The sequence below is a fragment of the Deinococcus sp. Arct2-2 genome, from assembly GCF_004801315.1.
In the GTDB taxonomy this organism is placed as follows: Bacteria; Deinococcota; Deinococci; order Deinococcales; family Deinococcaceae; genus Deinococcus.
Map to the genome: position 1 here is coordinate 1 of NZ_SSNW01000062.1, position 24,175 is coordinate 24,175.

The window sequence follows — 24,175 nt, forward strand, 5'->3', positions numbered from 1 at the left end:
GCGTCACAGCTGTACGGCCCAGGCTCGGCTGGGGCTGAAATGAGGAGGCTGGACACGTGACTACAGCTGGTCATGAACCCTCCGGTTGAACGACATCAACTTGATGTGATGCGGACGTCTTCTGCCACCTTGCCGCAGCCCATGACGCTCTATGAGATGTTGTTGCTGTTCAGTATCACAGGCCTGAAGCATCCCGCCAGTCTGCCCTGACACTGTCGGCCTTGTCCCCAGGCCTTCGGCCAGGTGCCCTCCTGTCCGATCGGACAGGGGAGAGGTCACTGCAGATGGATACACTGGGCCATGAGCGACGATCATCCCCAGCGCTGGAACGTGTATGAGAACGTCGTCACGGGTGCCACCCCCAACCCGCTGATGACGGATCCAGATGAGTTGGACGAAGCGTTTGCTCGGGGAGCCAACCGCGTCTTGGAGGGCACGGTGCAGCTCGCCCGGGTGTTGATCGGTGCCCATCAGTCGGCCGCGGCCATCGTGGTGCAAGGAGACTGGACGTCGGTGCGCAAGTTTTTCTCGTTGTCTGAGAAATACGCCGAGTGGAAGAACTACCGCGTGGCCGCCACCGGGTACGGCCTGCACGGGTGGCTGCTGCGAGAGCCCCAAACGCTGCGCCTCACGCAAGGCGAACTCGAAGCCCATCCGCAATGGCGCAATTTTGGCACCGAAGCGGGTCATCATCCTCCCCTGCGCGGCTGGCTGGCCACGCCCATTCAAGGGCAAGACGGGACAGTGTGGGGCCTGCTGCAACTGTCGGACAAGATGGAAGGCGACTTCGACGCCGCCGACACCGCACATCTGGAGCAGTTGGCTGAGGTCGTCTCCACCGCGCTGGACGCGCTGTGGGCCGTCAGAAATCTGCAGAAAGCTGCTCAAGGCGCAGAATCGATGAGCGAGGTGGAGCCGGATTGTTGACCTGTGACCAGCTTGGTCGGAACCGTACCGCTCGGAAACAGCGCAGGGTGGCGCTTGCTGAAGGCCCGCCAAGCCCGTTGCTGCACACGGTAATGCAGCCCCGCCGAGATCCCAAACACCAGGAAGCCTACTCCAAGGCTGGCAGTGAACGTCAATGCAGACACTGCCAACACGAGTCCAGCGGCAAAGCTGCCGATCAAGACGCTGTTGATGATTCCGACTGCCCCTGCTGTTGTGAGCATCAATTGTCCCGGGCCGCCACGACTGGAGCCCATGTTGGCCAGGACACCCCAGATGTCATCGTGATCCGACTGGAGAAGGTAGGGTCGGAACTCGGGCACCAGCTCGAGATACAGGTGGCGGATGCGGTTGATGCCCATCGCGTAAAACGCGTCTTCGAGCGCCGATTGAAGGACACGGGCAAACGTGGCCAGACCCAGAAAGATCAGGGTTGGTGCAATGATCAGCGCCGCGATGACAAAGGGAGGGCCGAGCCGCGTGGCGTTGCCGAGGAGGGACAGGGCCACCAGCGTGCCGGAAATGGAAGCGAGGTACAGCGAGGCCCGGCTGCTCGAGTCCGAAATGGTGGAAGACCGCAGGCCTTGAAGGGTGAAGTGCTCGGTTGTCAACAGGCTCAGGGCCCGGGAATCGGTGACAGGCAGTGAACCCTGCAAGGCTGTAATTTCAGTGGTCATCAAGCGTGCTCCCTATCCATTCGTTTTCAAGAAGATGCGGCTACCTTGAGCACGGATCATTGCTGCGGGCACCCCCTCCGCGCGAGTCTGCTGCCTTCTTCAGGAGCATCGGCGCTGCCTCAACAGTTCTGGGAACACCCACCAGGGTTGAATCTCCCAACGAAGCAACTGTCCGCGTTATAGCCTCAATCACCCGAAAACCCCCGTTAAGACAGCGGCAGGAGGGCTGAACCCTCCTGCCGCTGCGTCACATCGATCTTTCCGACGCCAGTCGGCCGCGACGCATCGGGGATTTCTACAGCGTTCTCATTGGCCCCCGAAAAAAGGATCGGCATTGTTCAGCGCGACCCACCCCGAGACGTAGGTCGCCAGCAGCAGCCACACGATGCGTGGCAGAATCAACCACGCCGCCCGGCGGTCAAGCCGCGCCGCCAAGCCCAGGCTGGCAAGCCCCAGCAGCAATCCCGCCGCCGTGTCCACCGCGCCCAATACCGGGCTTTTGAGTCCGAAGTACAGCGTATTGAAGGCGGCGAAGAGCACCCAGTTCACCCCTTCCAGCACGAAGAAGGCCCGGTGGGCGCCCGTCAGCCGCTCGGCATTCGCCACCCGGCCCAAGGCGATGAGTGAGGTCACGTTCAAGAACAGCCACATCGGTGCAAAGAGCCAGTCCGGCGGCGCGGCGGCTGGCCGCGTAAAGGCGTTGTAAAAGGCCTCGTCGCCATTGAACCCAGCGGGTAGGATGCTCACCGCATTGGCCACTCCGAAGATAGCGACGGCATGCCAGACGCGGAACCGCGCGGGCTGGCGTGGGGTGGCCTGAGTCACTGAGGTGTTCATGTGTCGTCCTCCAAGGTGTCCAGCGTCCGGCGGTACTTGATGGTGCCGGGAAAGGCGTCGTCAAAGTACGCGGCGCCGTAGCTCAGGTACATCCGGAATCCAGCGGCCTCATAGGCGCGCTGAGCAGGGACGTTCCCATTGGTCACAGAGATTCCTGCGGCGGCGTGGCCCAGTCGTTTTCCTTCACGGAGCAGGGCCTGCAGCAGGGGTTGGGTCAGCCGGCGGCCCCGCGCCTGCGGCTTCACAGCGATGCACTCCAGAATCCAGGAGGCCTGGGGAGCCAGGGTTGGTTCCAGCGGGTCGGGCCAGACTTGTTCATAGGCCCTCTGAAACGTCTCCAGGGTGGGGGGTGACCAGCCCAGCCGTTGCGCCACTGCCGGCAGCCGGGCCAGGTCAAGCGGGCGATAGTCGGCCGTGGACATGGCGAAGCCCGACCCTCCAGCGAGCAGGACACCGTGCTCCTCAACGAGGAAGAACTGCTCGACTGTCCCCCAAGCCAACGCGTCTACCTCGAACACCGTTTCCAGGAATGCCGGGGTCGGGGTCTGAGTCTGTTCCAGCAGGGCGTCCCAGTAGCAGAAGCCGGGCTCGGGTGAGGTGGCCTCCTGGTTACACCAGGCGACAAAGGGCAGATCCTGCCGGGTCGCGCGGCGCACGAGCACCTCCTGAACGGGCCTGGTCGCGGAGATCGAATGGTTCATCTTGTCCCTCCAAACTGCTTGTTCGCATGGGTCTTCTTCAGCAGGTGGCCCAGCCGGGTGCCAAAGACCTCTGGACGCTGGCGCATTTCCTCGACGTAACCCACCCGGATACGCTGGTCACTCGCAGGAAAGCCCTGGGAATTCGCCCAGGTGGTGGGGTGCAGAGCAGTGAAGATGTCGGGCGGGATGACCAAGGTGTCGATCGACAGGTCTGGGCGGCGGCGCGGCCAGCGTCCGTCATGCGGCCCTCCTGGATCAACCGGCGCGCCCGTTCCTTGTTCAACTCCGTCCAGTGACTGCGTTTCCGGCGGGGCGTGAAGCGCTGGGCCGTGCGATGCTCGTCCAGGCGTTTGGCGAGGCCGTCAATCCAGCCGAAGCACAGCGCCTCCTCGACGGCGTCCAAGTACGGAAGACTGGGGCGTGTCTGATCTGTGACTGGCCAGAGTTCAGTCTTAAGATCGTGATACTGGGTCAGCCACGTCCGCCAACTCGGGCAATCCGGAACATGCAGGGTCTCCGTGACATCCATCCGGCTCCTTGATCGCCGCCGCCCCATTCCCCAGGCCATCGAGCATCAGGCTGACGATCCAGGCGGCCAGTTCGGCGTCTCGGGGCGCCTCACCGCCGCTGCCCATCTCGGAGGCCAGATCGAGAAAGGCCCACGCACTGCGCCCAGTGTCGTGCGGGCGCAACTCGCCTTTCTCCACGCCCTCGTCCATCACGCGGAGTATCTGGAGGTAGTGCTGGCGATAGAACTGCTCATACACGCGGCGCTGATGCTCCTTGGACATGAAGCGCAGGGCGTCACGCAGCACCCGGCCGATCTGCACGGTGCCCGAAAAGATGTAGGTGGCAATAGCGATGAGACGCTGACGAGCACCAGAGTAGGTTTCAATGGCCTGAGCGATGCCCTCGCCCCCTTCGGTGATCGCCTCGTCGGCGATGAGGAGTACCAGCTGTTCCTTGCCTTGCGGGAAGTGGTGATACAAGCTGGCTTTCCGGACGTGAACCCGCTCGGCCACGGCGTCCATCGAGACGCCGAGGTAGCCGTACTGATGCAGCAGGTCACGGGCCGCCCCCAGAGCGAGGGTGCGGGTATCCTGGGCATCTTCCCGGCGGGGACGCGGCATACCCACACCCTAGCGCTTGAGCCTTCCTCAACGACCTGCAAAGACGAGCTTGACATCCTGGGTTTGCTGGGCTGCCTCGTCGTCAGAGGCGCGGCGATCGGGCCCCTGCCAGTACTCCCCCTGGGTGGGCGTCACTTTGATCAGCACCAGGTGGGGGTCACGCCGCCCCTCCGGGAAGTACGCCTGCAGGTCGTCAAACCACAGTTCCTCCTTCTTTACCGGGTCATTCACGGTCTCCGCTTGGCCACTGACATCAATCCAGAGGGTGCCGTCCGAGTGGCTGTAGGCGAGGTGCACCTCAGGCGACACCCCAATGTCCTTGACCTTGGCGCTGCGGGCGTCGGTGAAAAACCACAGGTCGCTGTCATATTCCACCTGCTGAGTCGTCATCGGACGGCCGCGCAATTGGCCGTCGGGGGCACGGGTGGTGAGCTGGGTGAGCCAGATCCCGCGCACTTTCTCGCAGAAGGCGTGGGCGGCGTCTTGGGGGTCGGTGATCGTCCATGCCTGTGACATCGTTCCTCCTTTATCTACCAATTGGTAGTTTAAGGAGATTAAGACGGTAAAGTTGTACGCTCAATCACAGAAATGACTGATGTGAGATGTGGATGATCGAGAGGCCCCTTGGAGTTCGCACAATACCCATACTGTGTACTTTTTGCCTGCGTCAGGGCCATGAATCTCGCTGAATCGGCCCGAAAGTCGGCTGAAGTTCGCGGTCAATCAGCGACTGCGAACTCGGCGCACGAGCTTCCAAACGAAGTGCTGGGCCGCACGACGCCCTTGCTGCGTAAGCGTATCAACCCATTCGGGAGGTACCAGTTCGACTTGGGCCACCTTCAAGACTGACTGGAACAGCATTCAAACCCTTAACGGGGGTTTACGGGCGATTGAGGCTGCAACGCGCACCCGTGACGAGCTTGCCGCCGCCCTCCACCGCGAGGAGCCAGGCGGGGACGCGCAGGGCCGATGTCATTCGGTCGTAACGTAATTGACATCTCGTATTTAGGTTGATATCCTCTCAATATGGAAGGCGAAGGGACGGTGATGAACGCGGACACGGAGGCGGCCTTCGTCGGGTGCGCGTGCATCAACACGCGCATGGCCGCGCGCGCCCTCACACGCCTGTACGACGAGGCGCTCGCACCGAGCGGCGTGCGCATCACGCAGTTCGCCGTCCTGGCCGCCGTCGCCTTCCACGGGCCCTTTACCATGAAGGCCCTCGCCAAGGTTCTCGTCATGGACCGCACCACCCTCACCGCCGACTTGCGTCCGCTGGAAGCGCAGGGCTTCGTCACGGTCGTGCCTGGCGAGGACCGCCGCACGCGGGTCGTGACGATCACGCCGCGCGGGCGCGAGGCCGTCCGCGCCGCCGCGCCGCTGTGGCAGGGCGTGCAGGCGCGCATCGAAGCGGGCATCGGCGCACCGCGCCTCCAGGCCCTGCTGAGCGACCTGAGGGAGGTGACGGCGCTGACGCAGGACGCTTGATTCCGCGAGCATTAAGTTGATATCCACTCAAATACAAGGAGGCAAGACATGAGCAATCTGTACACAGCACAGGCAACGGCGCAGGGTGGCCGCGCCGGACGGGTGGAAAGCAGCGATGACCGCATCAAGCTTGATCTGAGCGTTCCCAGCGAGTTCGGCGGCGACGGCGGCCCCGGCACCAACCCCGAGCAGCTGTTTGCGGCAGGCTACGCGGCCTGCTTTCAGGGAGCGCTCGGCGTGGTCGGGCGGCGCAACAAGGTCGACACCGAGCAGAGCCGCGTGACCGCCCAGGTCGGGTTGCAGAAAGCGGGCCTCGCCTTCGCGCTCGACGTCGAGTTGCAGGTGCAGATTCCCGGCGTCGACCGTGAGACGGCGCAGAAGCTGGTCGAGCAGGCCCACGAGGTCTGCCCCTACAGCGTCGGCACACGCGGCAACGTCGATGTGCGTCTGATCATCCTCGACTGAGATCAATATCGAAGCGGGCATCGGCGCAGCGCGCCTCCATGCCTTGCTGAGCGACTTGCGGGAGGTGACGACGCTGACCCAGGACGCTTGATTCCGCGAGCATTAAGTTGATATCCACCCAACTCAAGGAGAGACACCATGATTCCCGACCAGATGCTCGCCGCCCGCGTCCACGCCCAAGGCGGCCCGGACTTCCACCTCGACCTCGTGCCGGTGCCCGAACCCGGGCCATACCAGATTCTCGTGCGGGTCGAGTCCGCGTCCGTCAACTTCTCCGACGTCAAGCGCCGCCGCGGCGACCGCTACCCCTTCGATACCGCCTTTCCCTTCGTGCCCGGTGGCGAGATCGCGGGCACGGTGGTCGCGCTCGGCCCCGGCGTGGACGGTCCGCCGGTGGGGACTCGCGTCTTCGCCTTCGCGGGGCCCAATGGGTACGGCGGCTATGCCCAGTTCGCCGTCGCCTACGCGAGCGCCGCCGTGCCAATCCCCGATGCCCTCGACTTCGACGGGGCCAGCACCCTCATCGTTGCAGGCGCCACCGCGCGCATGGTGCTCACGCTCACCGCGCGCGTGCAGCCCGGCGAAAGCGTGTTGGTGCTCGCCGCGACCGGCGGCGTGGGCAGCTTCGCCGTGCAGATCGCGCGCGCGCTCGGCGCCCGCGTCATTGCGGCCGTCGGCCATCCGGACAAGACCGGGGCGGCGCTCGCCCTCGGGGCGCACGACGTCGTGGTGTATACGGAGCCCGACTGGCCCGCGCGGGTGCGGACCCTCACGGACGGGCGAGGCGTGGACGTGGCCCTCGAAGCGTCCGGCGGGGACGCGCTGCGCGAGACCTTCTCGGCCCTCGCGCCCTTCGGGCGGCTCGTCGTGTTCGGCGCGGCAAGCGGCGTGTCTGCGTCCCTCGATCCCGCCACGATGGACACGTGGCTGTACGCTCCCGGCGCCAACCAGTCCATTACCAGCTTCAATATCAACACGTGGTTCGTCGAACGTCCGCAGGAGGCCGGACCGGCCCTGATGGCGCTCGTGGACGACGCCTCGACGGGGCGGCTGCGGTTGCCCGACATCCGGACGTTGCCGCTGCGGGACGCGCGTGAAGCTCACCTGGCGCTGGAGGAGCGCCGCACGATCGGCAAGATCGTGCTCAAGCCCTGGCAGGAGGAGTGAAGTGTGGTGGAGCGGCTGACGGCCCGACACAAAGTATGAGAAAGCGTCCCCGATCGGGGACACTTTTGCTGACGTTGCTCTTTGCAAGCAAGAGTTTCCACAAGATTGGACAAGGCGTGTGGGCGGACGAAAGAGCAGGGTCAGCACATGAACACTACGGTCAGTATGTCAACAATAGGTCATCCTGAACAACGCACGTTCAGCGCGCTTGAACTCTACCAGTCTGTTGTCAGTACGCGCCTGAGGCGCTACGCTCCCCTTCAGGTTTCCGCTGCCTCTCGAGCACCCTGACTGCGCCCCGTGTCCAGCACGGTCAATACGATATTTGCTGTACTGACCGTGCTTTTTCCTCTTCTGATCCTGAAATGAACGTCCTGCACGAAGCATTTTCTTGACTGGAAACTCTTGTTGCAAGGGATGCGTCGGTGTACCACATCCATCCCAGCCTGACCAGCCAATACCGAGCGCGTCGGGGGAAGAACAACCTGGTCGATGCCGAGGACGTCGCTCGGGTGTTGTTGGCCAACCCGCAACTCCCGCCCTACCGGCTGTGTCAGCAGCGCACCCGGTTGCAGGAATTGTCCCGCACGCCGGACAAGCTGGCCGAGCAGCGCAAGGCCAACCAGATGATGCTTGAAGCTCTTCCAGACACAACGACAGATGCGCTCCGCACTGCCGTTCGGGCGGTGCTGACATCGTTGGAAGCAGCGCTGAAGGAAGTGGAGCAAGCCATGGCGGCGTTGGTGGCCCAAGTTGCCCCCGCCCTATTGACGTGACGGGGGATCGGCGTGGTGCTCGCCGGCGCCGTATTGGGTGAAGTCGGTGATATCAAGCGGTTTGAAGGTGTCCATCACTTCGCCAGGTGGTGCGGCGCTGCCCCAGTGGAACGGGGCAGCGGAGAGAACACCCGCTGGTGCGTCAATATCAGCGGCAATCGGCAATTGAATCGAGTGCTTCACCTGATGGCGCTCACCCGGTTGAGGTGTGAAGAGCGCACCAGAACATTCGTGACGAAGAAGGAGCAAGAGGGAAAAACGAAACGGGCGGCACTTTGAGCACTCAAGACCCACTTGGCTCGCGAATTGTACCGAGCATTGCACGCCAGCCACGTTGGCGGCCCCATCCCAGCCCCTCTGAGGATCTTTTTCTCAGCCGACTTGACATACCAGGTTCAGGCCGTCAGCTGCCGTAGGTTCAGTTCAGGCAACACAACCGTTTTGCGATCTGTTGTGTGGGGCGGGTCTCGTTTCTCTCTGTCAGCTTAAGGGCTGCACTGAACGCGGTGGTTGGCCGGATCTTCGCGCACCAGTTGACACCACTGTTCAGCGGACAGATGAGAGACGGAGGGAAGGGCGTAACCACGTTCACTCAGCACCGTGCGGAGCTGATCTGGGTAATCCGTAATCAACCCGTCCACACCCGCGTCCATCAATGACTCAAAAGTTGCCCGGTCATCGACTGTCCAAGGGACGACCTTCATCCCTGCAGCGTGAGCCGCCTGAACGAGGGCAGGCGTGGTGAAGGGCACGTAGTTGGCCTGGCCGACCCGGCCGTTCTGAGGGTCGCCGTGGACCGGAGACACGGTATTGACTCCAAAAGATTTCGCGGCGGCCACGTACTTGTCCTGCAAGGTGGTGCCAGGCACGTCGTCAATGTCCAGTCCACCGAGCCACGGTGACTTGCCCGGCTGTCCCAGCTGTAAAAATTGCTGTCCGTTGGTCAGGGCCACGATGGGGAGCTTGGGAGCGAGTTGGCGCACCAGCATCAGGGAACCCCAATCGAAGCTTTGAACCGTGACTTGGTTGGCGAGGCCAGAGCGTTGAATTTCGGCCAGCACTGTGGTGACGAAGAGTTCCCGGGGGGCCGTTTCACTGGGTGCCCCGGCCTCCACTTTGGTTTCGATATTCAGTTTGACGGCCGTGTTGCCGTAGGCCTTGACCAACTTGAAGACATCGTTGAGTTCGGGCATGGTGAGACCGGGCACGACACGCTGAAACGGAAAGTCGGCCAACACCAGGCTGCCGCAGTCCATGGTTTTGATTTGGGCCAGCGTGAGATTGACGATGTACTTGCCGACGTAAGGATATTCAGGATCTGCTGGCGTGATGGGGGCGGTGTCACGACATTTCTTGTCGGAGATCTTGCGGTCGTGTGTGACCACGACCTGGTGGTCTTCAGTGACTTGCGTATCAAGTTCGAGAGTGCTGACGCCCAATTCGAGGGCATGGGCGAAACTAGCCAGCGAATTTTCGGTGACCAACGCGAGCCCGCCCCGGTGAGCCTGAAGATCAAAGGGAGGCCCTGCGGACGGGGAGACCGTCTCGCGGCACGCCACCAGAGAGAGCAGGGCAGTGGTGAGGACAGCCAAGCGCACAGGCATGTTCATGGGGAGCACTGTGCGTGAGAACTGTCACGCCAGAGTATGTCTGGAGGGTGTCAAGACAAGTGGAACCGTCTGCCTTGCGTATGGATCACTGCTGGGACGTGCTCTTCCCAGCAGCCGTAGGTCATGGGGCTCGGCTGTCTCGGTGGCTCAGTGCCGCCCGAGGAAACTGCCCGGCATGAAGCCGTACTCGTCCACGCCCGCCACAACCCGTGGCGCAGGCCACCGGCAAAGAGCGGGCCGACCTCGACGTCCCATTTGCGCAGCATCTCGTGACCAATCAGGGTGCCGCGCCGCTGCAGCATCTGTACATCTCGGGAACTGGGAGGAACACAGTCGTTCAGCCCCTATCAGGGCCGTTTCATGGCCCGTAATCCGGCGTCCAGCATGGAGACCAGCCACTCAAAGCTCTGATCAATATCAGTGGGAAGGCCGAAGCCCTGCTGAGCTTCCAACCCCACGAAGCCCGTGACCGCCGCCCGAGTGGCGCGCGCCGCGTAAATCGCCTGCTCGCCTTCCAGTCCGTAACCGCGCAGCACCGCCAACACGGTGTCCAGCAGGGCGTGCGAGGCCGCCTTGAGTGTCTCGTCCTCATGCTCGAAATGGCGCTGCATGGCGGCAAACAGGCCCGGCCGCTGCCGAGCGAAGTCGCGTTCGGCCGTAGCGACGGCGTGCAAGGCTTCCAGTCCACTTCGTCCGGTCGCGCTGCGCTGCACGCGATCGGTGAGTTCCTGCATCCCGCGCACCCGCAAGCCGCGCTGCACCGCTTCGATGCTGGTGACGTGGTTATAGAGCGAGGGCGTGCGCACACCCAGTTCCTCAGCCAACGTTTTGAGCGTGAACTGATGCAGTCCCACGCGGTCAGCCAGTTCAGCGGCGGCCCCGATGATCTGCGGCTGAGTGAGCCCTGGCCGGGTGCTCATTGCTGCTGCACCTTCAGAAAGTCCAGAACTACGCTGGCAGTACGCTGCGGCAACTCCGCCTGTGGATAATGACCGGCCCCCTCGACCATGACGAGCTGACCGTGCAGCGCTCCGGCAATGAAGTCACCTTCGGCCTGCGGGTCGGGGAAGTCGGGGTCGGCGTGGCCCATCAAGACCAGCGTGGGCGTGCGAACCTCTGAGAGCTGGGCCGCGACCGGAGAGCGGGTGGCCCGCAGCATGGCCTGAAGCGCTTCGAAGCGCCCCGGCTCACTCAGGTTGGCCCGGAGACGCGCCAGGTAGGCTGAATGGTCGGCCGGCTTGCCCCCCTTGAACAGCGTGGCGAAGTAGGCCAGCCAGCCGCTCACCTTCCAGGGCCCTGACAGCGCCACGCGCATCATCAGACGCTGGACAGCCGTCACACGGGCGTCACGAACAAAAGCCCCAATCAGGATCAGTCCCGCCACTTGTTCAGGATGGTGCGCCGCCGTCCACACCGCTGCGCCGCCGCTGTACGAGTTTCCCATCAGAATTGCGGGGCCAGCGTCTAAAGAGTCGATCAGGATCTTGAGATCGTCGCCCAAGGCCATGGGCGAGTAGTCGGGCCACCCCGCACTCGATTCCCCTTGTCCGCGCGGATCGAGCGTGATGACCCGGTAGCCCGCCGACACCAGCAGTGGCGTGAACAGACGGTAGGTTTGGCGCAGGTCACCCAGACCGGGCACTGCCACAATCAGCGGGCCACTGCCTTGATCGTCGTAGGCGAGCTGTCCGTCGGGGAGCGCAAGGAAGCGAGTTGTGGCATCCGTGGTCGAATTCGTCATGGCAATGGGCTCCGGGGTGCGGGTGAGGGCGGCCGTCATGCGTTCACGCCCGTTCCAGTCTGGCTCGTCTTGGGACGGCCCAGCCGGCCCAGATGGGTGTCCTGGAAGGCGGTCGCCTGCTTCAAGCCGTACCCCCAGAGGCGATCCCAGCCGATGTGAGCAGTCCAGATCAGGGCAGCGAATTGGAGTGCTGGGCTGGCGAGCAGCAGGCCCAGCAGGCCGAGCAGCGCCGTGAGCAGATAGGTGTGTGACAGGTTGTAGGCGAGTGCGCCGGTGCGCGGGCCGAACCGGTAAGCCACAAAGCTCAGGTCGGGAGCCAGCACCAGCAGCCAGGGCCAGCCGGGGCCGCCCAGATGGACGTAGGCCGCAATGCTCAGGCCCAGCGCGGCGCCGCCTTCCAACCGCAGGTATGTGGTCACAGGAATGAAGTTCATCAGTTGCCTCCTTTGCTAACGTATTTAGTCTAAAACTAATTCAATTAGTTTGTCAAGCCAAGACTTGGTGCCGATGGCCTCGCCTTCATTTGACCCGCGGCAGCAGGCTGAGGGCAGGGGTGGACTGGATTCTCAGTCCACCCCTGCCCTCAGCCTGCTGTGACGTCAGTTCAGGACACACGACCGTTTTGCCGCATTCTGACGCGGGCTGATGAACAACCAAGAGCACACGTTGCTGTGCCAGTTCAGATGAGGCCTGGCCATCCGCCTGTCAGTTGCCATTTGAGTTGCTGAACAATCTATTTGGGGGCGTTGGATCAGCTCAATTGGACAATGTGGTATTGGCGTGTTGTGGGTGTTGGCGCACTCGCCTACAGAGGCGAGCAGCCTGAGCTCTTACCGGTCATAAGGCCGTGTGGAGACGTCCACAAAAGGCTGAGGCAAGCCTTGAACTCCCAACTGAATCAGTGCCCTGGGCCAGTCGAATTGATCCCAGTGTTCGTATAGCATTCCGTCACGCACTGTCCAGAGATCAATGGCATCGAACTCAATCTTCTGATTATTGGCTTCGATGCCCAGGAACGGCGCTCCAGTCAGGGTGCCCGTCCATGTCCAGCGGGTGACGACCCGGTCTGTGGTGGCCAACACGTCGCGCAGAATAAAGCGGGCATCTGGAAACGACTGATAAATCACGGGGAGAAAATCAATCAGTCCCTGGCGGCCTTCATTGACCAGTGGATTATGCTGAAGATAGTCCTGGGCCACGATCTGGTTGAGAATCTGGATTCGCCCCTCCTGAGAGCGGGTATTCAGCAGATCACGGGAAAAGGTTTCGCCCAGCCAGCGGTTATAGGCCGCTGTGCCTTTTGCAGCAGGGGGGCGCAGTGAAGCAGCGGGAGCGGCGAAGGTGGGAGCCGCCTGTCCGCCTGCCTGGGCAGGTGGAGAAAGGGGAGCCAGCAGCAGCAGGGCAGCAATGACAGGACGAGCAAAGGGGCGAACAGAAGCGGGGAAGGTCATGGTTCTCCTGGAGAGGGATGCAGGCTTGAAGGGGTTCAGGAGCGGTGGCCGCCGAGTTGTTGCAGGAGGCCGTGAAGATCCTGAGCCGGGTAGGTTTCGAGCAGGCGGCCTGCTTGCAACACGTAGATAGAGATTCCAGAAAAGGTCACTGTCTGTTGGGTGGCCGGAAACCCGAAGAACTCGCGGGCGTGAAGCATGCGTCCCGTCCAGCGCACGGCGACGCGGTCGCCTTCGGCCAGCAGGTCTTTGATGTCGAACCGAATCTGGTCGAATCCGGCCTGAAGGCCCAGCAGGTTTGCTTTGGCGGCTTCGATGCCCTCGCGGGCAGGCGTTGCACCAAAATCGCGGTACTCAGGAGCCAGAAGGTCATCCAGCACCGCGACCTGACCTTGGTTGAATGCTTCTTCGTAAAATCGGCGGACGACGGCTTTGTGTTCTTCGGTGGACATGCTGCCTCCTGGACAAACGACGGTCGGACGAGACACCCTGACCAGGTGCGCCTCTAAGGATCGCCACAGCTCATTGCTGTGCAAGCTGTTGGTGCACGGGGCACCGCTCTCGTTACGCAGTAGCTTGCGGCCAAAGGTAGTGGCGCGTCCAATAAGCACAAGCTTGCCAGTTATAAGCTCTGCTTATGCAACTGGAACTTCGGCAACTCCGGTCTTTCGTCACGGTGGCCGAAACACTGAATTTTACGCGGGCTGCCGAACAGTTGCTGATCTCTCAGCCTGCCCTGTCGCAGCAAATCGTCCGGACTGAGCAGCAGTTGGGCGTGCAACTGCTTGAACGTGATCGCCGTCAGGTGCGTCTTACCCCCGCAGGCGACGAGTTGCTGATTCGTGCGCGTCGCCTGCTGCAAGACCACGAGGAACTATTCCGAGCGGTGCGCCGCGTAGCGGGCGTTCAAGACACGTTGCGGGTAGGGTATGTGGAATCGAGCAACCTGCCGTTTATTGCGCCGGCTGTTCGGGCCGTGCAGCAGGCGTTTCCGCAGGTTCGGGTGGAGCGGCTGGAAGTGTACTCGGCGTTGCAGGCTCAGGCCGTGCTGGAACGGCGCATTGATGTGGGCATTGGCGGATTGCCCGTAGAGCAAGCTGGGCTGGATTCGCTGCTGCTGATGAACACGCGTTGGTCGGTGGCGCTTCCAGCCGCCCATCCGTTGGCCAGCGTTGATGCCGTGCCTGTGGCGGCCCTCAGGGATTTGCCTCTGATCGTGACTCCAGCGCACATCAATCCACCGCTGTATCAGTGGTTGCTGGGCCAATGCCGCCGTCAGGGATTTGAGGCCAGGATCGTATTTGAATCGACGTCGATGGCCGGGGCCATGCAACTGGCCCTCGAACAGGTGGGTTTCCCCGTGGTGTGTTCCAGCAGCGCGCTGGGCCGCTGGCCGGGGATGGTGGTGCGGCCACTTGCTGACCCGGAAGCGGCCACACAGCTCGGAGCCATCTGGCGCAGTGATGGGCGTTCGCCGCTGGTTCGAACCTTCGTCAGGGCTGCCGCCAAACTTCAGGGTGTCTCCCCAAGGGCGACAGCGCAGACGGCATGAAGCATGCTTGAAGGGCCAGCACAAGAGGTCTTCCTGGCCCTCAACTGCAGGGATTCATCTGGGACAACGCGCCGCTCCTGTGCCAAACGCCCGAACCCTACATTTCTATCCCGATTCTCGCACCAGCGTTTCGGCCACGACCAGAAGACACACTCAAAGGTATGCGTTCGCATCGTCCTGTAAAACCTGAGCTATTTCTGATTTTATCTTGCGCTTGGTCATCCCCCTGTTACCTGTCCCCCTCGTCTGCTGGCTGGGGCAGTTAGCGCCAGCGAATCCAGAACAGACTGCCTCCTTGAGGCCTCTTCTCAACGCCCACTGTGCCGCCGTGGGCCTGGATGATCGCGCGGACGACGGCCAGTCCCAAGCCCTGACCTGACCGCCTTGTCCCAGGGGCCCGGTAAAAGCGCTCAAACACTTGATTCGCCTGCTCAGAGGTCATGCCCGGCCCAGAATCCTGAATCTCAATGCAGACCTCGCCTCCGGCTTCGCTTAATTTCACCTCCACTTGTCCGCCTGTGGGCGTGTACTTCAAGGCGTTGTCCAGCAGTGCCCCCAGTACCTGCTGCATCCGTGCCACGTCCAGCACGGCTTCTACGGGCTGGAGCTGGGTGAAGATGTGGATCTGGGCCTGGCTCGCCCGGACAGAGAGGCTATCCACTGTTTTCTTGATGAGCTGCGAGAGCTCGGTGCGTTCTAAGCTCAACGTTAATTGCCCGGCATCTGCGAGGCTGAGCGTTCTGAGATCATCGACCAAGCGCTCCAGGAGGCGGGCATATGTGAGCAGCAATTCAAGCTCTGCTGCATCAGCCACCAGAACCCCGTCACGGAGCCCTTCCAAACGGCCGCATAGAACCGTGAGCGGGGTACGGAGTTCATGGGCAATTGTCGCCGCCGCCCCGCGGCGTTCAGCTTCCAAGTGTTGAAGGGCTGAAGCGAGCTGGTTGACGTCTTCCACCACCTGCTGCGTCTCCTGGGCGCGGCTCAGCAGGCCTCCGGGAGGCGGAATCCGCACCTCGAAGGCTCCCCTGGCCAGCCGCCCGGCGGCCCGCGACACCTCTTCCAGGGGCCGGGCCACGCTTTTGGCCAGCCATAATGCCGCGCTGAGGCTTCCGGCCACTGCAGCGAGTAAGGCAAAGAGGAACGCGACCCCCGCATCTTCTCCTGCCCCGGGCCGGTCGGCCACAAAGGCCGCCCCCAGCAGCAACAGGAACGTGAGCAGGACGTATCCAATCAACGCGCTCCACACCCGTACCCAGAGCCGGGTCACGGCACCCACAGCCGGTACCCGACGCCACGAACCGTTTCCAGCAGACCCGGCAGGCCCGCCTGATCCAGCTTCTTGCGGACATTGCCCAGATGGGCGTCCACCACCCGTTCCAATGCTTCTGACTCCGGCAGGCAGGCGGCGAACAACTCTGACCGGGCGAAGGTTCGGTTGGGATGGCGGGCCAAGTGTTCGAGCAGGCGGTACTCGCTCAGCGTCAGCTCCAGCCGTTGACCGTGAACCCGGGCCACCATCCCAACGGGATCCACCTCCAAGGCCCCCAGCCTGAACACGGCCGGGAGCGGCCCAGCGGCCAGCGTGCGCCGCAGCACCGCCTTGACCCGCGCCACCACTTCCAATGGGCCAAACGGTTTGACCACATAATCGTCGGCCCCCAGCCGCAGGCCAAGGAGTTTCTCCAGATCTTCCGCCATCGCGGTGACCAGAATGACCGGCGTCTGGCCCAGCGAGCCGCTCTGATCCCGGATGCGCCGCAGCACTTCAAATCCATCGATATCGGGGAGGTTGACGTCGAGCAGCACCAGCTCCGGTCGGTTGGCCCGGTGTAGGGTCAGTGCCCGTGTCCCCGTACCCGCCACATCGGTGCGGAAGCCGTCCCGCTTGAGATAAGCCTCTAGGAGGCTGGCAATGGCAGGCTCGTCTTCGACAATCAGAATCAGAGGGTGCGGTGGAAAAGCCATGCCCCAAGGTAGCCGGAGTTGGAGCAGACTCAGGCGGGAGCTTGACCAGATTCGCCGAAGAGCAGATGAGTGCCGCAGGCCAGAGGGCCAAGAATGCGGCTCGGTTGGACGTGTCCAAGCCTCTTTTCTTCTTCGCACCCTCTTCGTCAGACTCGGCGGAAGCCTCAGCAACGGGAGAGCACAGTGGGGCACGGAGGTCACCCATGCTGATTCGTGCTCGTTCCGTGCTCGCCCGTCACCCCTTCCGCTGGTTTTACGGCCTGTCGCTGCTGCTGTCTCTCTTGCTGCTCGTCCCTTTTTTACTGTTTGCAGCAGATGAACGCATCGCAGAGGGTTTTGCCAGATCAGGCCTGGCGTACCGAACAGATCTCATCACGGCGGCCCGCGTGATCTGGGCTGTTCCCGCCACACTTCCCGGCTTCTTGCTCGCCTTCAGCCAGATCCTTGCTCCAGACATCATGGCCTTCGTGGTTGTGGCGCTGGTGTTCGGCCGCTCAGGAGTCCGCCGCTTGGCTGGGGGTTACCGCCTCTGGAACCCCTCTGTCCCTTGGCGGCGCGGGGCGACCGTGTGGCTCCATTGCATTTTCACCTTCGTCGGACTGTCATTGATCACCGCGCTGCTTCACTCGGTTCTTCTCCCCACGGCGCAGTTCGAGTGGAGTCCGCCCCACCTCACGCTCTCATTTCTGGGCACCCTGCTGGTGGCGATGTTCCTCGATATTGGGGGCATCGCTGAGGAAACGGGCTGGCGCGGCTTTGCGCTGCCGTACCTTCAATCCAGATTCACGCCGCTGCGGGCCACCTTGATTCTGGGCACTTTGTGGGGGCTCTGGCATCTCCCGCTCAAGGCCGACTGGCTGTCGATAGGTGTGGGCCACGCCGTGCTGATGCTCCTCCTGTTTACCCTGCGGCTGACCCTGCTGTCGGTGATCATGAGCTACTTCTACAACCGATTGGGCGGCAGTACGCTCATTGCGATTGCCATGCATGGCCTGCACAACGACTCGGTTCAGTTGCAGGGGATCGTTGACTTCGACCAGTTGCCGGTTGGGCAGCAGTTCACGGTCGAGGGGGCTTTGACATTGCCAATTGCAGCGGTGGCGGCCTATCTGATCTGGCGCACCCGGTCTCAGCTCGCCTATTCTCCAAAGGAGGTTCCGCCCGAGTTCACAGGAAACGAGGCTCTACAAGCACAGACACCCTCCAGCGGCGCACATGTCGATCTTGCGCATGACAGCCACAGCATAGAGGCAAGCCACAGTAGAAAAGGCTCTTGATGGCCTCTCAGAGCCTCCCCTCCTCTTGGTGCCTTACCCAAAATCTTGTGGTATAATTCTGTTGACAGCGTAATATACCCTCTCTATTCTGCGTACTCCCTAGGAGGATTCTCATGTGCGGCCGCATTGAACTCACCCTGACCCAAGGCATGCAAGACACCCTGCACACCCTCTTCCAGATCGACCCCTCCTGGCCCACTCACCCTGAGATCAGCCCGACCCAACAGGCCCAGTTCCTCACGCATGGGGCTGCCTGGACGGTTCAGAGCGGGCGGTGGGGCCTGATCCCCCCTGGCATGGAACTGCCCGCCGCGAAAAAGTACGCCACCTTCAATGCCCGTGCAGAAACGATGGACCGGAGCCCCTCGTTCAAAGCCGCGTTCAAGAGCGGTGGCCGCTGCGTCCTCCCATTAAGTGCTTTTTTCGAGTGGCCCAAGAAGAGTAAGGTTCGTATTGCGCGGCCGGACGACAAACCGCTGCTGGTGGCGGGGTTGTGGTCTGCCCAGCCTTCAGAAGACGGGGAACGCCTGAGCTGCACGGTCGTTACCCGCCCCCCCACGGCTGATCTGACAGAGGTGCATGACCGGATGCCGGCGCTGCTGCTGACCAAGGATCTCGGCGCGTGGCTGAATGCGGCTGCTTCAGAAGCCAAAGCTGTGGCTCTGGGCAGTTGGCAACCCGGCCTGGTCACCGTCACCCCCACTTCTTGACTGGCCTTCCCGCGCCTCACGCCTTCAAGACGCCCGGCCTGAACGAGGGATACGCTCTGCCCAACACCCTTCCGCAGGTGGGGTAGCATTGCCTTCCACCGGCGTAAAACTCAGAATCAGGTACGGCATCTGTTCGGGGAGATCCGGCTGAGCCGCTCGGCGCCCGGCATAACAGGCCAGTGCCAAGTGGTGCACCCCTTGCGTCATCGGCCCAATCCATAGTGAACCGGTGTACCTGACCGTCGAGCGCGTGCCGTCTTCCCAACGCAACACCACCTGCCATTGAGGAAGTGAAGGCGCTGTCATCACTCCAGTTTGCCTCATGACAGCGGGTCATGCGGCGGGGTTGCCCTAAGACCTTCCAAGCCAACCAGATGTACGCACCCGCAGCGTTTTGAAACTACCGACCCCACCGGGGGTGCTGGGTGTCTCAGTCCGTCGGCACCGCGTCGTCCTCGCGCTCCTGGCCCAGCCAAGCGTGCAGCACCTGCGCGGCCCGTTCCTCCTGATCGGCGTTACCGGGCAGATACTCGGTGAGGCCGCCGCCCACCACTTCAAACCGGGCATGCAGATCCCTCAGCAGGCTCAGGAGCGCCCGCAACGTCAGGCCGCCGGGCGTAGGCCACCCCACTGCCGAGAATTCGGTGGGATCAAGCACGTCGAGATCGAGATGCACATACAGCTTCCGCGCGCCCCGCTGGGTCAGGACGTCTCCCAGGACGGTCGGCTGCGCGTTCAGGGTCGCCGCCGCGACAGGGATCCAGCCCTGGGCGTCCACGTACACCTGTTCGGGTGGGTCAAGCTCACGCACGCCAGCCAGGACGACTTGTGAAGGGCGCAGGGTGGACGGTAGAGACGACACAACCTCCGCGTCGCCCTCCCCCAGCAGGTGACGCAGGGGCATGCCGTGGAACGTGCCACTTGGAGAAGAGGCCGGAGTGTTGAGGTCACCGTGGGCGTCTAGCCAGACCAGCGTCAGTTCCGGGCCGTGCCGCGCGTTCACCGTGGCTATCGGTGCGAGTTCGGCAGCGCAGTCTCCGCCGAGGGTGAACAGTCGCGTGGGCGGCCCAGCCGCCAGCAGGGCCAACACCGCCCCGAATTGACTGAGCAGGGGGACGCGTCCCAGGATGCCCTCTTGCACAGTCAATCCCCCTGAGACGGTGAGGGGCACTTCCTGCCACGAGAGGTCAGGCGCGAGTTGCGCGAGGCGGCGCGCACCTTGGGCCAGCGCGGGGAGGTCGCCCGCACCTTGCCACTGGGGGAACAACAGGTACATAGGTCATTATTCCATATCGTTGGTGAAGCGCGGGCCGCGCTGGGGCGCCCCACACGGCTGTAGTCAAGCGTCGGCCCCCAGGACAGGGCCGATTTGCTCGCCGTTCGCCAAGGCACTGGGGTACAGGTCGGCCAAGACGCATGACGAACAGAGGGGGTGAACCGCGCGGCACGTCACTTCACCGTAAACAATGGCGTTGAGATGAACTTCGTAGTGCGCCTGCCAGGTGGCGGGCAAATGACGCTCGAGCCACACCTCCGCGTCAACCGCTTTCGAGGCCGCCGACACGTAGCCCAACCGCTGCGCGAGGCGGTGAAGATGGGTGTCGACCGGCTGCGCTGGATGCTGGAGATAGGACAGCAGCACACAGCTCGCTCTCTTGGGCCCTACCTCCGGGAAGGACAGGAGGTACTGCCGGGCCTGCGCCGCCGTCCAGCGGCGCAAAAAGCTCAAAGAACATGGCCGTGCTCTTCGAGCAGCCGGATCAGGGCGCGGTGAATGTACGACGCTTTCGAGCGGGCGAGGTTGCCCCGCGCGCCTTCGAGCGTCTGCTGAATGCCGGCCTGACCCGCATCGACGGCGAGGTGCCACTCCGGATCGGCCGCCCGGAACGCCAGCGACATGCGCTGCGTGGCGGCCACAGGACTCTGCTGCGAAAGGATCGTCTCCACCAGGCCGTACAGGGGCTTAGACTCTGGCCCGGCCACCACGCCCAGGTCGTCATTGAACACGTTGGGCAGCTCGGCGGCGTGGCCGTACCTCGTTTTGAGACGTTGAGCCACCTGCGTGAGGTGTCCCCCCCTGGGTGAGACGGCCCGGTCATCCGTCTGCCTCTGCTGGCTGAAGGCGGCCCCGCTGTGCCAGGCGCAGCATGATCAGTGGTAGCGCTCAGCGAGGACGCCCTGACGAACCAGACCCTGGGCGACGGCGCTCTGCGCCGCTTCAAAGGTGCTGAGCTCGGCCGCGTCGGGCAGCGCGGGAATACAGACGACTTCGCCGAGCAGCAGGCCAGCGAGTGAGCCGTCCACCAGCGCCAACGGATCCATCACCATCTGCGGCGGAATCCGGCCCAGGTCAGTCCCGGAATGGTCATGAAACTCCGTGCGAATCCGGCCGATTTCCGACCGCCCTCATCACCGGCGCTTCCCCTGGCATCGGCGCAGCCTTCGCGCGGCGCCTGGCCCAGCAGGGCAGCGCCCTGATCCTGACGGCCCGCCGTAAAGACCGCCTTGAAGCGCTGGCAGAGCTCCTCCAGCACGAGTACCACATTCAGGTGGAGGTCTTGGATGCTGACCTGGCCTCGCCTGACGGCGTGAACGCTGCCGCCCAACGTCTCACTGCCGCCCCGGTCGATCTCCTCGTGAACAATGCGGGCCTGGGCATCTACCGCCCCCTGGCAGACACCAGCGAGGCCAAGCTGATGAGCAGGCTTCAGCCGAATGTGGTGGCGCTGGCCCGGCTCACGCACGCGGCCCTGCCTGAGATGATCCGGCGGGGATCGGGAACGGTCATCAATGTGGCGTCCGGTCTGGCCTTCAACCCGAGTGCCACCCGCGCCACGCCAACAAACTGGACTGCGTTAACCATCCAGCCGTGACCCGCGTCGCGCTCGAACGCGGGTTGGTTCAGTGGCCTCCCGCGCCTCCCCCAAGCTCTTTGCAGGGTCAGGCCCCCCTGGGCGGAGGCCAATAACAGTGGAGGTTCGGAGTTGACCAACACTTGGCGTTTTGCTCCGTTGGGTCGGTAAGGAAGCGGACAGGCCAGGACACTTACAGTAGCTCCACCCTATGGCCCATCTGTCAGACGAGCTGAACCCAGGAAACTCCACAGCGGAGTCTTCTCGTGTGCAGGTTGCGCTGGACCGGCAGCAGGCCCGGTTCCGCGCCTTGGTCCTCAACAGCTGGGATCTGACGACCGTGCTGGACGCTGACGGAATCATTCTCTATGACAGTCCCTCACTGCAGTCCATGCTGGGGTACCTGCAGACGGAGCGGCTCGGACGGAGCCTGGCAACTTTTCTGCATCCGGACGATCTCGGGGCATTTCAGCTTGGCCTGCAGACCCTCAAGGCAGAACCCTTCCAGCCTTGGCAAGTGACCTGCCGGCTGAAGCACGCGGGCGGCGAGTGGCGCATGCTGGAAGCCGTCTGGCTCAACCGCCTGGGTGACGCAAACCTGCGCGGCATCGTCATCAACGCGCGGGACGTCACTGAGCGCCAGCAGCTGGAAGCTGAACTGGCCGAGGAACGCCACCTGTTTCGGAGCTTGCTCGCCGCCATTCCCGACGGCGTGTACTTCAAGGACACCGAGTCACGGTTTACCCACGCCAGTTTGGGTCTGGCGCATTTCTTAGGCGTTGAGCGATCTGAAGATCTGCAAGGAAAGACGGATTTTGACTTCATGTCCCCCGACCTTGCACGGGCGATTCGCGAGGACGAGCAGCGCATCATGACCACCCGGGAGACGCGCATTGGTCAGCTGAACCGGTTGAAGCGCCGTGACGGCCGCTTCCGCTGGATTTCCAGCTCGAAAGTTCCTCTGGTGAACGCTCAGGGCGAGGTGACCGGGATCATCGGCATTTCGCGGGATGTCCACCGCATGAAGCGGGCCGAACAGGCGCTGCAACACGAACGCGACTTTACCAACACCGTGCTGGAACTGGTGGGGAGCCTCGTGATCGTCCTTGACCGCCAGGGACGCATCCTGCGGTTCAACCGGGCCTGCGAGGTGCTGACCGGCTACAGCGCTCCGGAGGTGCTGGGCCAGTCCTTCTGGTCGCTGTTTGTGCTGCCTGAAGAGAAAGAAGCCGTGAGCGCGACCTTCCAGCTGCTGGTGTCCGGCGACTTTCCGAACAGCCTCGAAAACCACTGGCTGACCCGCAGCGGTGAGCAGCGCCTGATCGCCTGGACGAACACGGCGCTCGAAGACGAGTGCGGCGCGGTGGAGTTCATCATTGGGACGGGTCAGGACATCACCGCGCAGCGCCAGGCCACCGAGGTGCTGGCCTATCAGGCGCACCACGACGCCCTGACCGGACTGCCCAACCGCAGCCTGTTTCTCGACCGGCTGGAACAGGCCCTCGCCGCGGCGCGGCGTGAGGGCGGCGCCTTAGCCGTGGCCTTCGTGGATCTCGACCGGTTCAAGATGGTGAACGACACGCTGGGACACGCGGCGGGAGACGAACTGCTTCAGGCCGTGGCGCAGCGGCTGCGCGGCTGCCTGCGTGAAGTGGACACGGTCTCCAGGATGGGCGGCGATGAGTTTCTCCTGCTGCTGCCGGGCGTAGGCAGCGTGGGCGAAGCCTCGCAGGTGGCCCGCAAGGTCATCTTGGCACTGGCCCCTGCCTTCAAGGTCGTGGGGCACAACGTGTTCGTGACGGCCAGTCTCGGCCTGAGCCTGTACCCCTTGGACGCTGTCGACGCTCAACACTTGCTGAGTCACGCTGATGAGGCGATGTACCAGGCCAAGGAGGCGGGCAAGAACGCCTTTCAGGTGTTCAGTACCGAGCAGCCCAGTGACCTGTATGAGCGCTTCGAGTTGGAAGGGGAGTTGCGTCAGGCGGTGCAGCGTTCGGAACTTAAGCTGTACTACCAGCCGCTGATCGAGACCCAGAGTGGAAAGGTGCGGGGGATGGAGGCCCTGCTCCGCTGGCATCACCCCCGGTTGGGGTGGCTTTCTCCAGCAACGTTTATTCCTATCGCGGAGGAGAGTGGCCTGATCGTCAGTCCGGTCGGGGAATGGGTGCTGACCGAGGCGTGCCGTCAAAACGTGGCATGGCAGCGAGCGGGTCTGCCTCCTGTTCGGGTGAGTGTGAACGTCTCTGCGCTGCAGTTCAGCCGTGAGGACTTCGTGGAGACCGTCGCGGCCGCCCTCGCTTCCAGTGGGCTGGAGGGACACTGGCTGGAACTGGAACTGACCGAAACGCTGGTGATGCGCCGCGTCTCAGACTCCGCACGGCAACTGGCCCGCTTGCGGGAACTGGGCGTCAGCATTGCCATCGACGACTTCGGCACGGGCCACTCATCTCTGGCGTATTTGCGGCAGTTGCCGATCGACACGCTCAAAATTGACCGCTCTTTTGTCTCGGGACTGGACGATTCCCCCTCAGGAGGAACCCGTCCCCTGATCCAGGCCATGATTGCGATGGGCCACGCTTTGGGACTGACGGTGGTGGCCGAGGGTGTGGAAACCGAAGCGCAACTGCAGTGGTTGAGCCAGCAAGGCTGTGACCTGACGCAGGGTTTTCTCCTCGCACGTCCCCAAGCCCCTGAGCATTTGGAAGAGTTTTTGCGTTCCACCATCACTTCCGGGGGAGAGCACCCCCTGCGACCTTGATGCGGGAGACTGGGCCGCTCAACCCCCGCAGCCGCCCGAGATCCGCAACGAACAACCGGTCAAGGTGCTGGCT

General features: G+C 63.1%; 30 protein-coding genes. 12 read left to right on the top strand and 18 right to left on the bottom strand.

The window, feature by feature from the left end:
* Positions 1-300 precede the first annotated feature (300 nt).
* The gene (locus tag E7T06_RS19575; protein WP_136367447.1) at positions 301-927 is read left to right on the top strand and encodes a GAF domain-containing protein; all 627 of its coding nucleotides are present in this window, start codon (positions 301-303) and stop codon (positions 925-927) included.
* Here the strand turns inward: E7T06_RS19575 and E7T06_RS19580 are convergent.
* The 3 genes from E7T06_RS19580 to E7T06_RS19590 form a co-directional block, all read right to left on the bottom strand.
* Entirely contained in the window at positions 885-1,622 is a 738-nt protein-coding gene (locus E7T06_RS19580; RefSeq protein WP_136367448.1) for a hypothetical protein, read from the bottom strand. The two genes, E7T06_RS19575 and E7T06_RS19580, sit on opposite strands and share 43 nt — an antisense overlap.
* Before the next feature lie 306 nt (positions 1,623-1,928).
* Entirely contained in the window at positions 1,929-2,459 is a 531-nt protein-coding gene (locus E7T06_RS19585; protein WP_136367449.1) for a TspO/MBR family protein, read from the bottom strand.
* Positions 2,456-3,160 (bottom strand): GNAT family N-acetyltransferase, encoded by a 705-nt coding sequence (locus tag E7T06_RS19590; protein ID WP_136367450.1) that lies wholly within the window; start codon positions 3,158-3,160, stop codon positions 2,456-2,458. Before E7T06_RS19590 ends, E7T06_RS19585 begins: the two co-directional genes overlap by 4 nt.
* A gap of 26 nt (positions 3,161-3,186) precedes the next feature.
* Here E7T06_RS19590 and E7T06_RS21395 point away from each other — a divergent pair, with 26 nt between their 5' ends.
* On the top strand, positions 3,187-3,456 hold the full coding sequence (locus E7T06_RS21395; protein ID WP_168733675.1) for a hypothetical protein: 270 nt from the start codon (positions 3,187-3,189) through the stop codon (positions 3,454-3,456).
* A 156-nt stretch (positions 3,457-3,612) separates the two neighbouring features.
* On the opposite strand, the gene E7T06_RS22160 is transcribed toward E7T06_RS21395, so the two are convergent.
* Both E7T06_RS22160 and E7T06_RS19605 read right to left on the bottom strand, forming a co-directional pair.
* On the bottom strand, positions 3,613-4,290 hold the full coding sequence (locus E7T06_RS22160) for a TetR/AcrR family transcriptional regulator (protein WP_136367451.1): 678 nt from the start codon (positions 4,288-4,290) through the stop codon (positions 3,613-3,615).
* Between the two features lie 27 nt (positions 4,291-4,317).
* The gene (locus tag E7T06_RS19605; protein WP_136367452.1) at positions 4,318-4,806 is read right to left on the bottom strand and encodes a pyridoxamine 5'-phosphate oxidase family protein; all 489 of its coding nucleotides are present in this window, start codon (positions 4,804-4,806) and stop codon (positions 4,318-4,320) included.
* 510 nt (positions 4,807-5,316) lie between these two features.
* Here E7T06_RS19605 and E7T06_RS19610 point away from each other — a divergent pair.
* The 5 genes from E7T06_RS19610 to E7T06_RS21975 all read left to right on the top strand — a co-directional run bounded on the left by E7T06_RS19610 (position 5,317) and on the right by E7T06_RS21975 (position 8,465).
* Complete coding sequence (locus E7T06_RS19610) at positions 5,317-5,778, top strand: MarR family winged helix-turn-helix transcriptional regulator (RefSeq protein ID WP_205750991.1); 462 nt, start codon at positions 5,317-5,319, stop codon at positions 5,776-5,778.
* Between the two features lie 48 nt (positions 5,779-5,826).
* Complete coding sequence (locus tag E7T06_RS19615; RefSeq protein WP_136367453.1) at positions 5,827-6,243, top strand: organic hydroperoxide resistance protein; 417 nt, start codon at positions 5,827-5,829, stop codon at positions 6,241-6,243.
* Positions 6,244-6,381: 138 nt separating this feature from the next.
* The gene (locus tag E7T06_RS19620) at positions 6,382-7,410 is read left to right on the top strand and encodes an NADPH:quinone oxidoreductase family protein (RefSeq protein ID WP_205750992.1); all 1,029 of its coding nucleotides are present in this window, start codon (positions 6,382-6,384) and stop codon (positions 7,408-7,410) included.
* A gap of 425 nt (positions 7,411-7,835) precedes the next feature.
* Positions 7,836-8,186: a hypothetical protein gene (locus E7T06_RS21970; protein ID WP_240741189.1), complete on the top strand. Its 351-nt coding sequence runs from the start codon at positions 7,836-7,838 to the stop codon at positions 8,184-8,186.
* Positions 8,187-8,198: 12 nt separating this feature from the next.
* On the top strand, positions 8,199-8,465 hold the full coding sequence (locus E7T06_RS21975) for an IS110 family transposase (RefSeq protein ID WP_240741190.1): 267 nt from the start codon (positions 8,199-8,201) through the stop codon (positions 8,463-8,465).
* A 206-nt stretch (positions 8,466-8,671) separates the two neighbouring features.
* Here the strand turns inward: E7T06_RS21975 and E7T06_RS19630 are convergent, their stop codons facing one another.
* From E7T06_RS19630 to E7T06_RS19655, 6 genes are all read right to left on the bottom strand, one after another.
* Positions 8,672-9,796 carry a glycerophosphodiester phosphodiesterase family protein gene (locus tag E7T06_RS19630; RefSeq protein WP_205750993.1) on the bottom strand — a complete coding sequence of 375 codons (1,125 nt, stop codon included), beginning with the start codon at positions 9,794-9,796 and terminating at the stop codon, positions 8,672-8,674.
* 347 nt (positions 9,797-10,143) lie between these two features.
* Positions 10,144-10,716: a TetR/AcrR family transcriptional regulator gene (locus tag E7T06_RS19635; RefSeq protein ID WP_136367454.1), complete on the bottom strand. Its 573-nt coding sequence runs from the start codon at positions 10,714-10,716 to the stop codon at positions 10,144-10,146.
* Positions 10,713-11,537 (bottom strand): alpha/beta hydrolase, encoded by an 825-nt coding sequence (locus E7T06_RS19640; RefSeq protein ID WP_168733676.1) that lies wholly within the window; start codon positions 11,535-11,537, stop codon positions 10,713-10,715. Before E7T06_RS19640 ends, E7T06_RS19635 begins: the two co-directional genes overlap by 4 nt.
* A 35-nt stretch (positions 11,538-11,572) precedes the next feature.
* On the bottom strand, positions 11,573-11,971 hold the full coding sequence (locus tag E7T06_RS19645; RefSeq protein WP_136367456.1) for a DUF4260 domain-containing protein: 399 nt from the start codon (positions 11,969-11,971) through the stop codon (positions 11,573-11,575).
* Between the two features lie 396 nt (positions 11,972-12,367).
* Complete coding sequence (locus E7T06_RS19650; protein WP_136367457.1) at positions 12,368-12,988, bottom strand: ester cyclase; 621 nt, start codon at positions 12,986-12,988, stop codon at positions 12,368-12,370.
* 35 nt (positions 12,989-13,023) lie between these two features.
* Positions 13,024-13,437 (bottom strand): ester cyclase, encoded by a 414-nt coding sequence (locus tag E7T06_RS19655; RefSeq protein WP_136367458.1) that lies wholly within the window; start codon positions 13,435-13,437, stop codon positions 13,024-13,026.
* 185 nt (positions 13,438-13,622) lie between these two features.
* Here E7T06_RS19655 and E7T06_RS19660 point away from each other — a divergent pair, with 185 nt between their 5' ends.
* The gene (locus E7T06_RS19660; RefSeq protein ID WP_136367459.1) at positions 13,623-14,537 is read left to right on the top strand and encodes a LysR family transcriptional regulator; all 915 of its coding nucleotides are present in this window, start codon (positions 13,623-13,625) and stop codon (positions 14,535-14,537) included.
* Between the two features lie 262 nt (positions 14,538-14,799).
* Here E7T06_RS19660 and E7T06_RS19665 read toward each other — a convergent pair whose 3' ends face one another.
* Together E7T06_RS19665 and E7T06_RS19670 are read right to left on the bottom strand one after the other, a co-directional pair.
* Positions 14,800-15,807 (bottom strand): ATP-binding protein, encoded by a 1,008-nt coding sequence (locus E7T06_RS19665; RefSeq protein ID WP_136367460.1) that lies wholly within the window; start codon positions 15,805-15,807, stop codon positions 14,800-14,802.
* Complete coding sequence (locus E7T06_RS19670) at positions 15,804-16,505, bottom strand: response regulator transcription factor (RefSeq protein WP_136367461.1); 702 nt, start codon at positions 16,503-16,505, stop codon at positions 15,804-15,806. The genes E7T06_RS19665 and E7T06_RS19670 overlap by 4 nt, the downstream gene beginning before the upstream one ends.
* A gap of 203 nt (positions 16,506-16,708) precedes the next feature.
* Between E7T06_RS19670 and E7T06_RS19675 the strand changes: the two genes are divergently transcribed.
* Together E7T06_RS19675 and E7T06_RS19680 are read left to right on the top strand one after the other, a co-directional pair.
* The gene (locus tag E7T06_RS19675; RefSeq protein WP_168733677.1) at positions 16,709-17,782 is read left to right on the top strand and encodes a CPBP family intramembrane glutamic endopeptidase; all 1,074 of its coding nucleotides are present in this window, start codon (positions 16,709-16,711) and stop codon (positions 17,780-17,782) included.
* Positions 17,783-17,895: 113 nt separating this feature from the next.
* Positions 17,896-18,492 carry an SOS response-associated peptidase gene (locus E7T06_RS19680; protein ID WP_136367463.1) on the top strand — a complete coding sequence of 199 codons (597 nt, stop codon included), beginning with the start codon at positions 17,896-17,898 and terminating at the stop codon, positions 18,490-18,492.
* A gap of 24 nt (positions 18,493-18,516) precedes the next feature.
* On the opposite strand, the gene E7T06_RS19685 is transcribed toward E7T06_RS19680, so the two are convergent.
* The 5 genes from E7T06_RS19685 to E7T06_RS21400 all read right to left on the bottom strand — a co-directional run bounded on the left by E7T06_RS19685 (position 18,517) and on the right by E7T06_RS21400 (position 20,820).
* Entirely contained in the window at positions 18,517-18,798 is a 282-nt protein-coding gene (locus E7T06_RS19685; RefSeq protein WP_136367464.1) for a hypothetical protein, read from the bottom strand.
* A 124-nt stretch (positions 18,799-18,922) separates the two neighbouring features.
* Entirely contained in the window at positions 18,923-19,768 is an 846-nt protein-coding gene (locus E7T06_RS19690) for an arginase family protein (RefSeq protein ID WP_136367465.1), read from the bottom strand.
* Positions 19,769-19,831: 63 nt separating this feature from the next.
* On the bottom strand, positions 19,832-20,221 hold the full coding sequence (locus tag E7T06_RS19695) for a hypothetical protein (protein ID WP_136367466.1): 390 nt from the start codon (positions 20,219-20,221) through the stop codon (positions 19,832-19,834).
* The gene (locus E7T06_RS19700; RefSeq protein ID WP_136367467.1) at positions 20,218-20,550 is read right to left on the bottom strand and encodes a hypothetical protein; all 333 of its coding nucleotides are present in this window, start codon (positions 20,548-20,550) and stop codon (positions 20,218-20,220) included. The genes E7T06_RS19695 and E7T06_RS19700 overlap by 4 nt, the downstream gene beginning before the upstream one ends.
* Positions 20,551-20,643: 93 nt before the next feature.
* Positions 20,644-20,820 (bottom strand): hypothetical protein, encoded by a 177-nt coding sequence (locus E7T06_RS21400; RefSeq protein WP_168733674.1) that lies wholly within the window; start codon positions 20,818-20,820, stop codon positions 20,644-20,646.
* Between E7T06_RS21400 and E7T06_RS19705 the strand changes: the two genes are divergently transcribed.
* Both E7T06_RS19705 and E7T06_RS19710 read left to right on the top strand, forming a co-directional pair.
* Positions 20,784-21,365, top strand: coding sequence for an SDR family NAD(P)-dependent oxidoreductase (locus E7T06_RS19705; protein ID WP_136367468.1), 582 nt, complete (start codon positions 20,784-20,786; stop codon positions 21,363-21,365). The two genes, E7T06_RS21400 and E7T06_RS19705, sit on opposite strands and share 37 nt — an antisense overlap.
* A gap of 190 nt (positions 21,366-21,555) precedes the next feature.
* The gene (locus tag E7T06_RS19710) at positions 21,556-24,102 is read left to right on the top strand and encodes a bifunctional diguanylate cyclase/phosphodiesterase (RefSeq protein ID WP_136367469.1); all 2,547 of its coding nucleotides are present in this window, start codon (positions 21,556-21,558) and stop codon (positions 24,100-24,102) included.
* Positions 24,103-24,175 lie beyond the last annotated feature (73 nt).

What these genes read in the sequence shown, in the direction of transcription:
- E7T06_RS19575 (WP_136367447.1), top strand. Translation starts at nt 301, where the DNA reads ATGAGCGACGATCATCCCCAGCGCTGGAACGTGTATGAGAACGTCGTC.
- E7T06_RS19580 (WP_136367448.1), bottom strand. Translation starts at nt 1,622, where the DNA reads ATGACCACTGAAATTACAGCCTTGCAGGGTTCACTGCCTGTCACCGAT.
- E7T06_RS19585 (WP_136367449.1), bottom strand. Translation starts at nt 2,459, where the DNA reads ATGAACACCTCAGTGACTCAGGCCACCCCACGCCAGCCCGCGCGGTTC.
- E7T06_RS19590 (WP_136367450.1), bottom strand. Translation starts at nt 3,160, where the DNA reads ATGAACCATTCGATCTCCGCGACCAGGCCCGTTCAGGAGGTGCTCGTG.
- E7T06_RS21395 (WP_168733675.1), top strand. Translation starts at nt 3,187, where the DNA reads ATGGGTCTTCTTCAGCAGGTGGCCCAGCCGGGTGCCAAAGACCTCTGG.
- E7T06_RS22160 (WP_136367451.1), bottom strand. Translation starts at nt 4,290, where the DNA reads ATGCCGCGTCCCCGCCGGGAAGATGCCCAGGATACCCGCACCCTCGCT.
- E7T06_RS19605 (WP_136367452.1), bottom strand. Translation starts at nt 4,806, where the DNA reads ATGTCACAGGCATGGACGATCACCGACCCCCAAGACGCCGCCCACGCC.
- E7T06_RS19610 (WP_205750991.1), top strand. Translation starts at nt 5,317, where the DNA reads ATGGAAGGCGAAGGGACGGTGATGAACGCGGACACGGAGGCGGCCTTC.
- E7T06_RS19615 (WP_136367453.1), top strand. Translation starts at nt 5,827, where the DNA reads ATGAGCAATCTGTACACAGCACAGGCAACGGCGCAGGGTGGCCGCGCC.
- E7T06_RS19620 (WP_205750992.1), top strand. Translation starts at nt 6,382, where the DNA reads ATGATTCCCGACCAGATGCTCGCCGCCCGCGTCCACGCCCAAGGCGGC.
- E7T06_RS19630 (WP_205750993.1), bottom strand. Translation starts at nt 9,796, where the DNA reads ATGAACATGCCTGTGCGCTTGGCTGTCCTCACCACTGCCCTGCTCTCT.
- E7T06_RS19635 (WP_136367454.1), bottom strand. Translation starts at nt 10,716, where the DNA reads ATGAGCACCCGGCCAGGGCTCACTCAGCCGCAGATCATCGGGGCCGCC.
- E7T06_RS19640 (WP_168733676.1), bottom strand. Translation starts at nt 11,537, where the DNA reads ATGACGAATTCGACCACGGATGCCACAACTCGCTTCCTTGCGCTCCCC.
- E7T06_RS19645 (WP_136367456.1), bottom strand. Translation starts at nt 11,971, where the DNA reads ATGAACTTCATTCCTGTGACCACATACCTGCGGTTGGAAGGCGGCGCC.
- E7T06_RS19650 (WP_136367457.1), bottom strand. Translation starts at nt 12,988, where the DNA reads ATGACCTTCCCCGCTTCTGTTCGCCCCTTTGCTCGTCCTGTCATTGCT.
- E7T06_RS19655 (WP_136367458.1), bottom strand. Translation starts at nt 13,437, where the DNA reads ATGTCCACCGAAGAACACAAAGCCGTCGTCCGCCGATTTTACGAAGAA.
- E7T06_RS19660 (WP_136367459.1), top strand. Translation starts at nt 13,623, where the DNA reads ATGCAACTGGAACTTCGGCAACTCCGGTCTTTCGTCACGGTGGCCGAA.
- E7T06_RS19670 (WP_136367461.1), bottom strand. Translation starts at nt 16,505, where the DNA reads ATGGCTTTTCCACCGCACCCTCTGATTCTGATTGTCGAAGACGAGCCT.
- E7T06_RS19675 (WP_168733677.1), top strand. Translation starts at nt 16,709, where the DNA reads ATGCTGATTCGTGCTCGTTCCGTGCTCGCCCGTCACCCCTTCCGCTGG.
- E7T06_RS19680 (WP_136367463.1), top strand. Translation starts at nt 17,896, where the DNA reads ATGTGCGGCCGCATTGAACTCACCCTGACCCAAGGCATGCAAGACACC.
- E7T06_RS19685 (WP_136367464.1), bottom strand. Translation starts at nt 18,798, where the DNA reads ATGACAGCGCCTTCACTTCCTCAATGGCAGGTGGTGTTGCGTTGGGAA.
- E7T06_RS19690 (WP_136367465.1), bottom strand. Translation starts at nt 19,768, where the DNA reads ATGTACCTGTTGTTCCCCCAGTGGCAAGGTGCGGGCGACCTCCCCGCG.
- E7T06_RS21400 (WP_168733674.1), bottom strand. Translation starts at nt 20,820, where the DNA reads ATGGTGATGGATCCGTTGGCGCTGGTGGACGGCTCACTCGCTGGCCTG.
- E7T06_RS19710 (WP_136367469.1), top strand. Translation starts at nt 21,556, where the DNA reads ATGGCCCATCTGTCAGACGAGCTGAACCCAGGAAACTCCACAGCGGAG.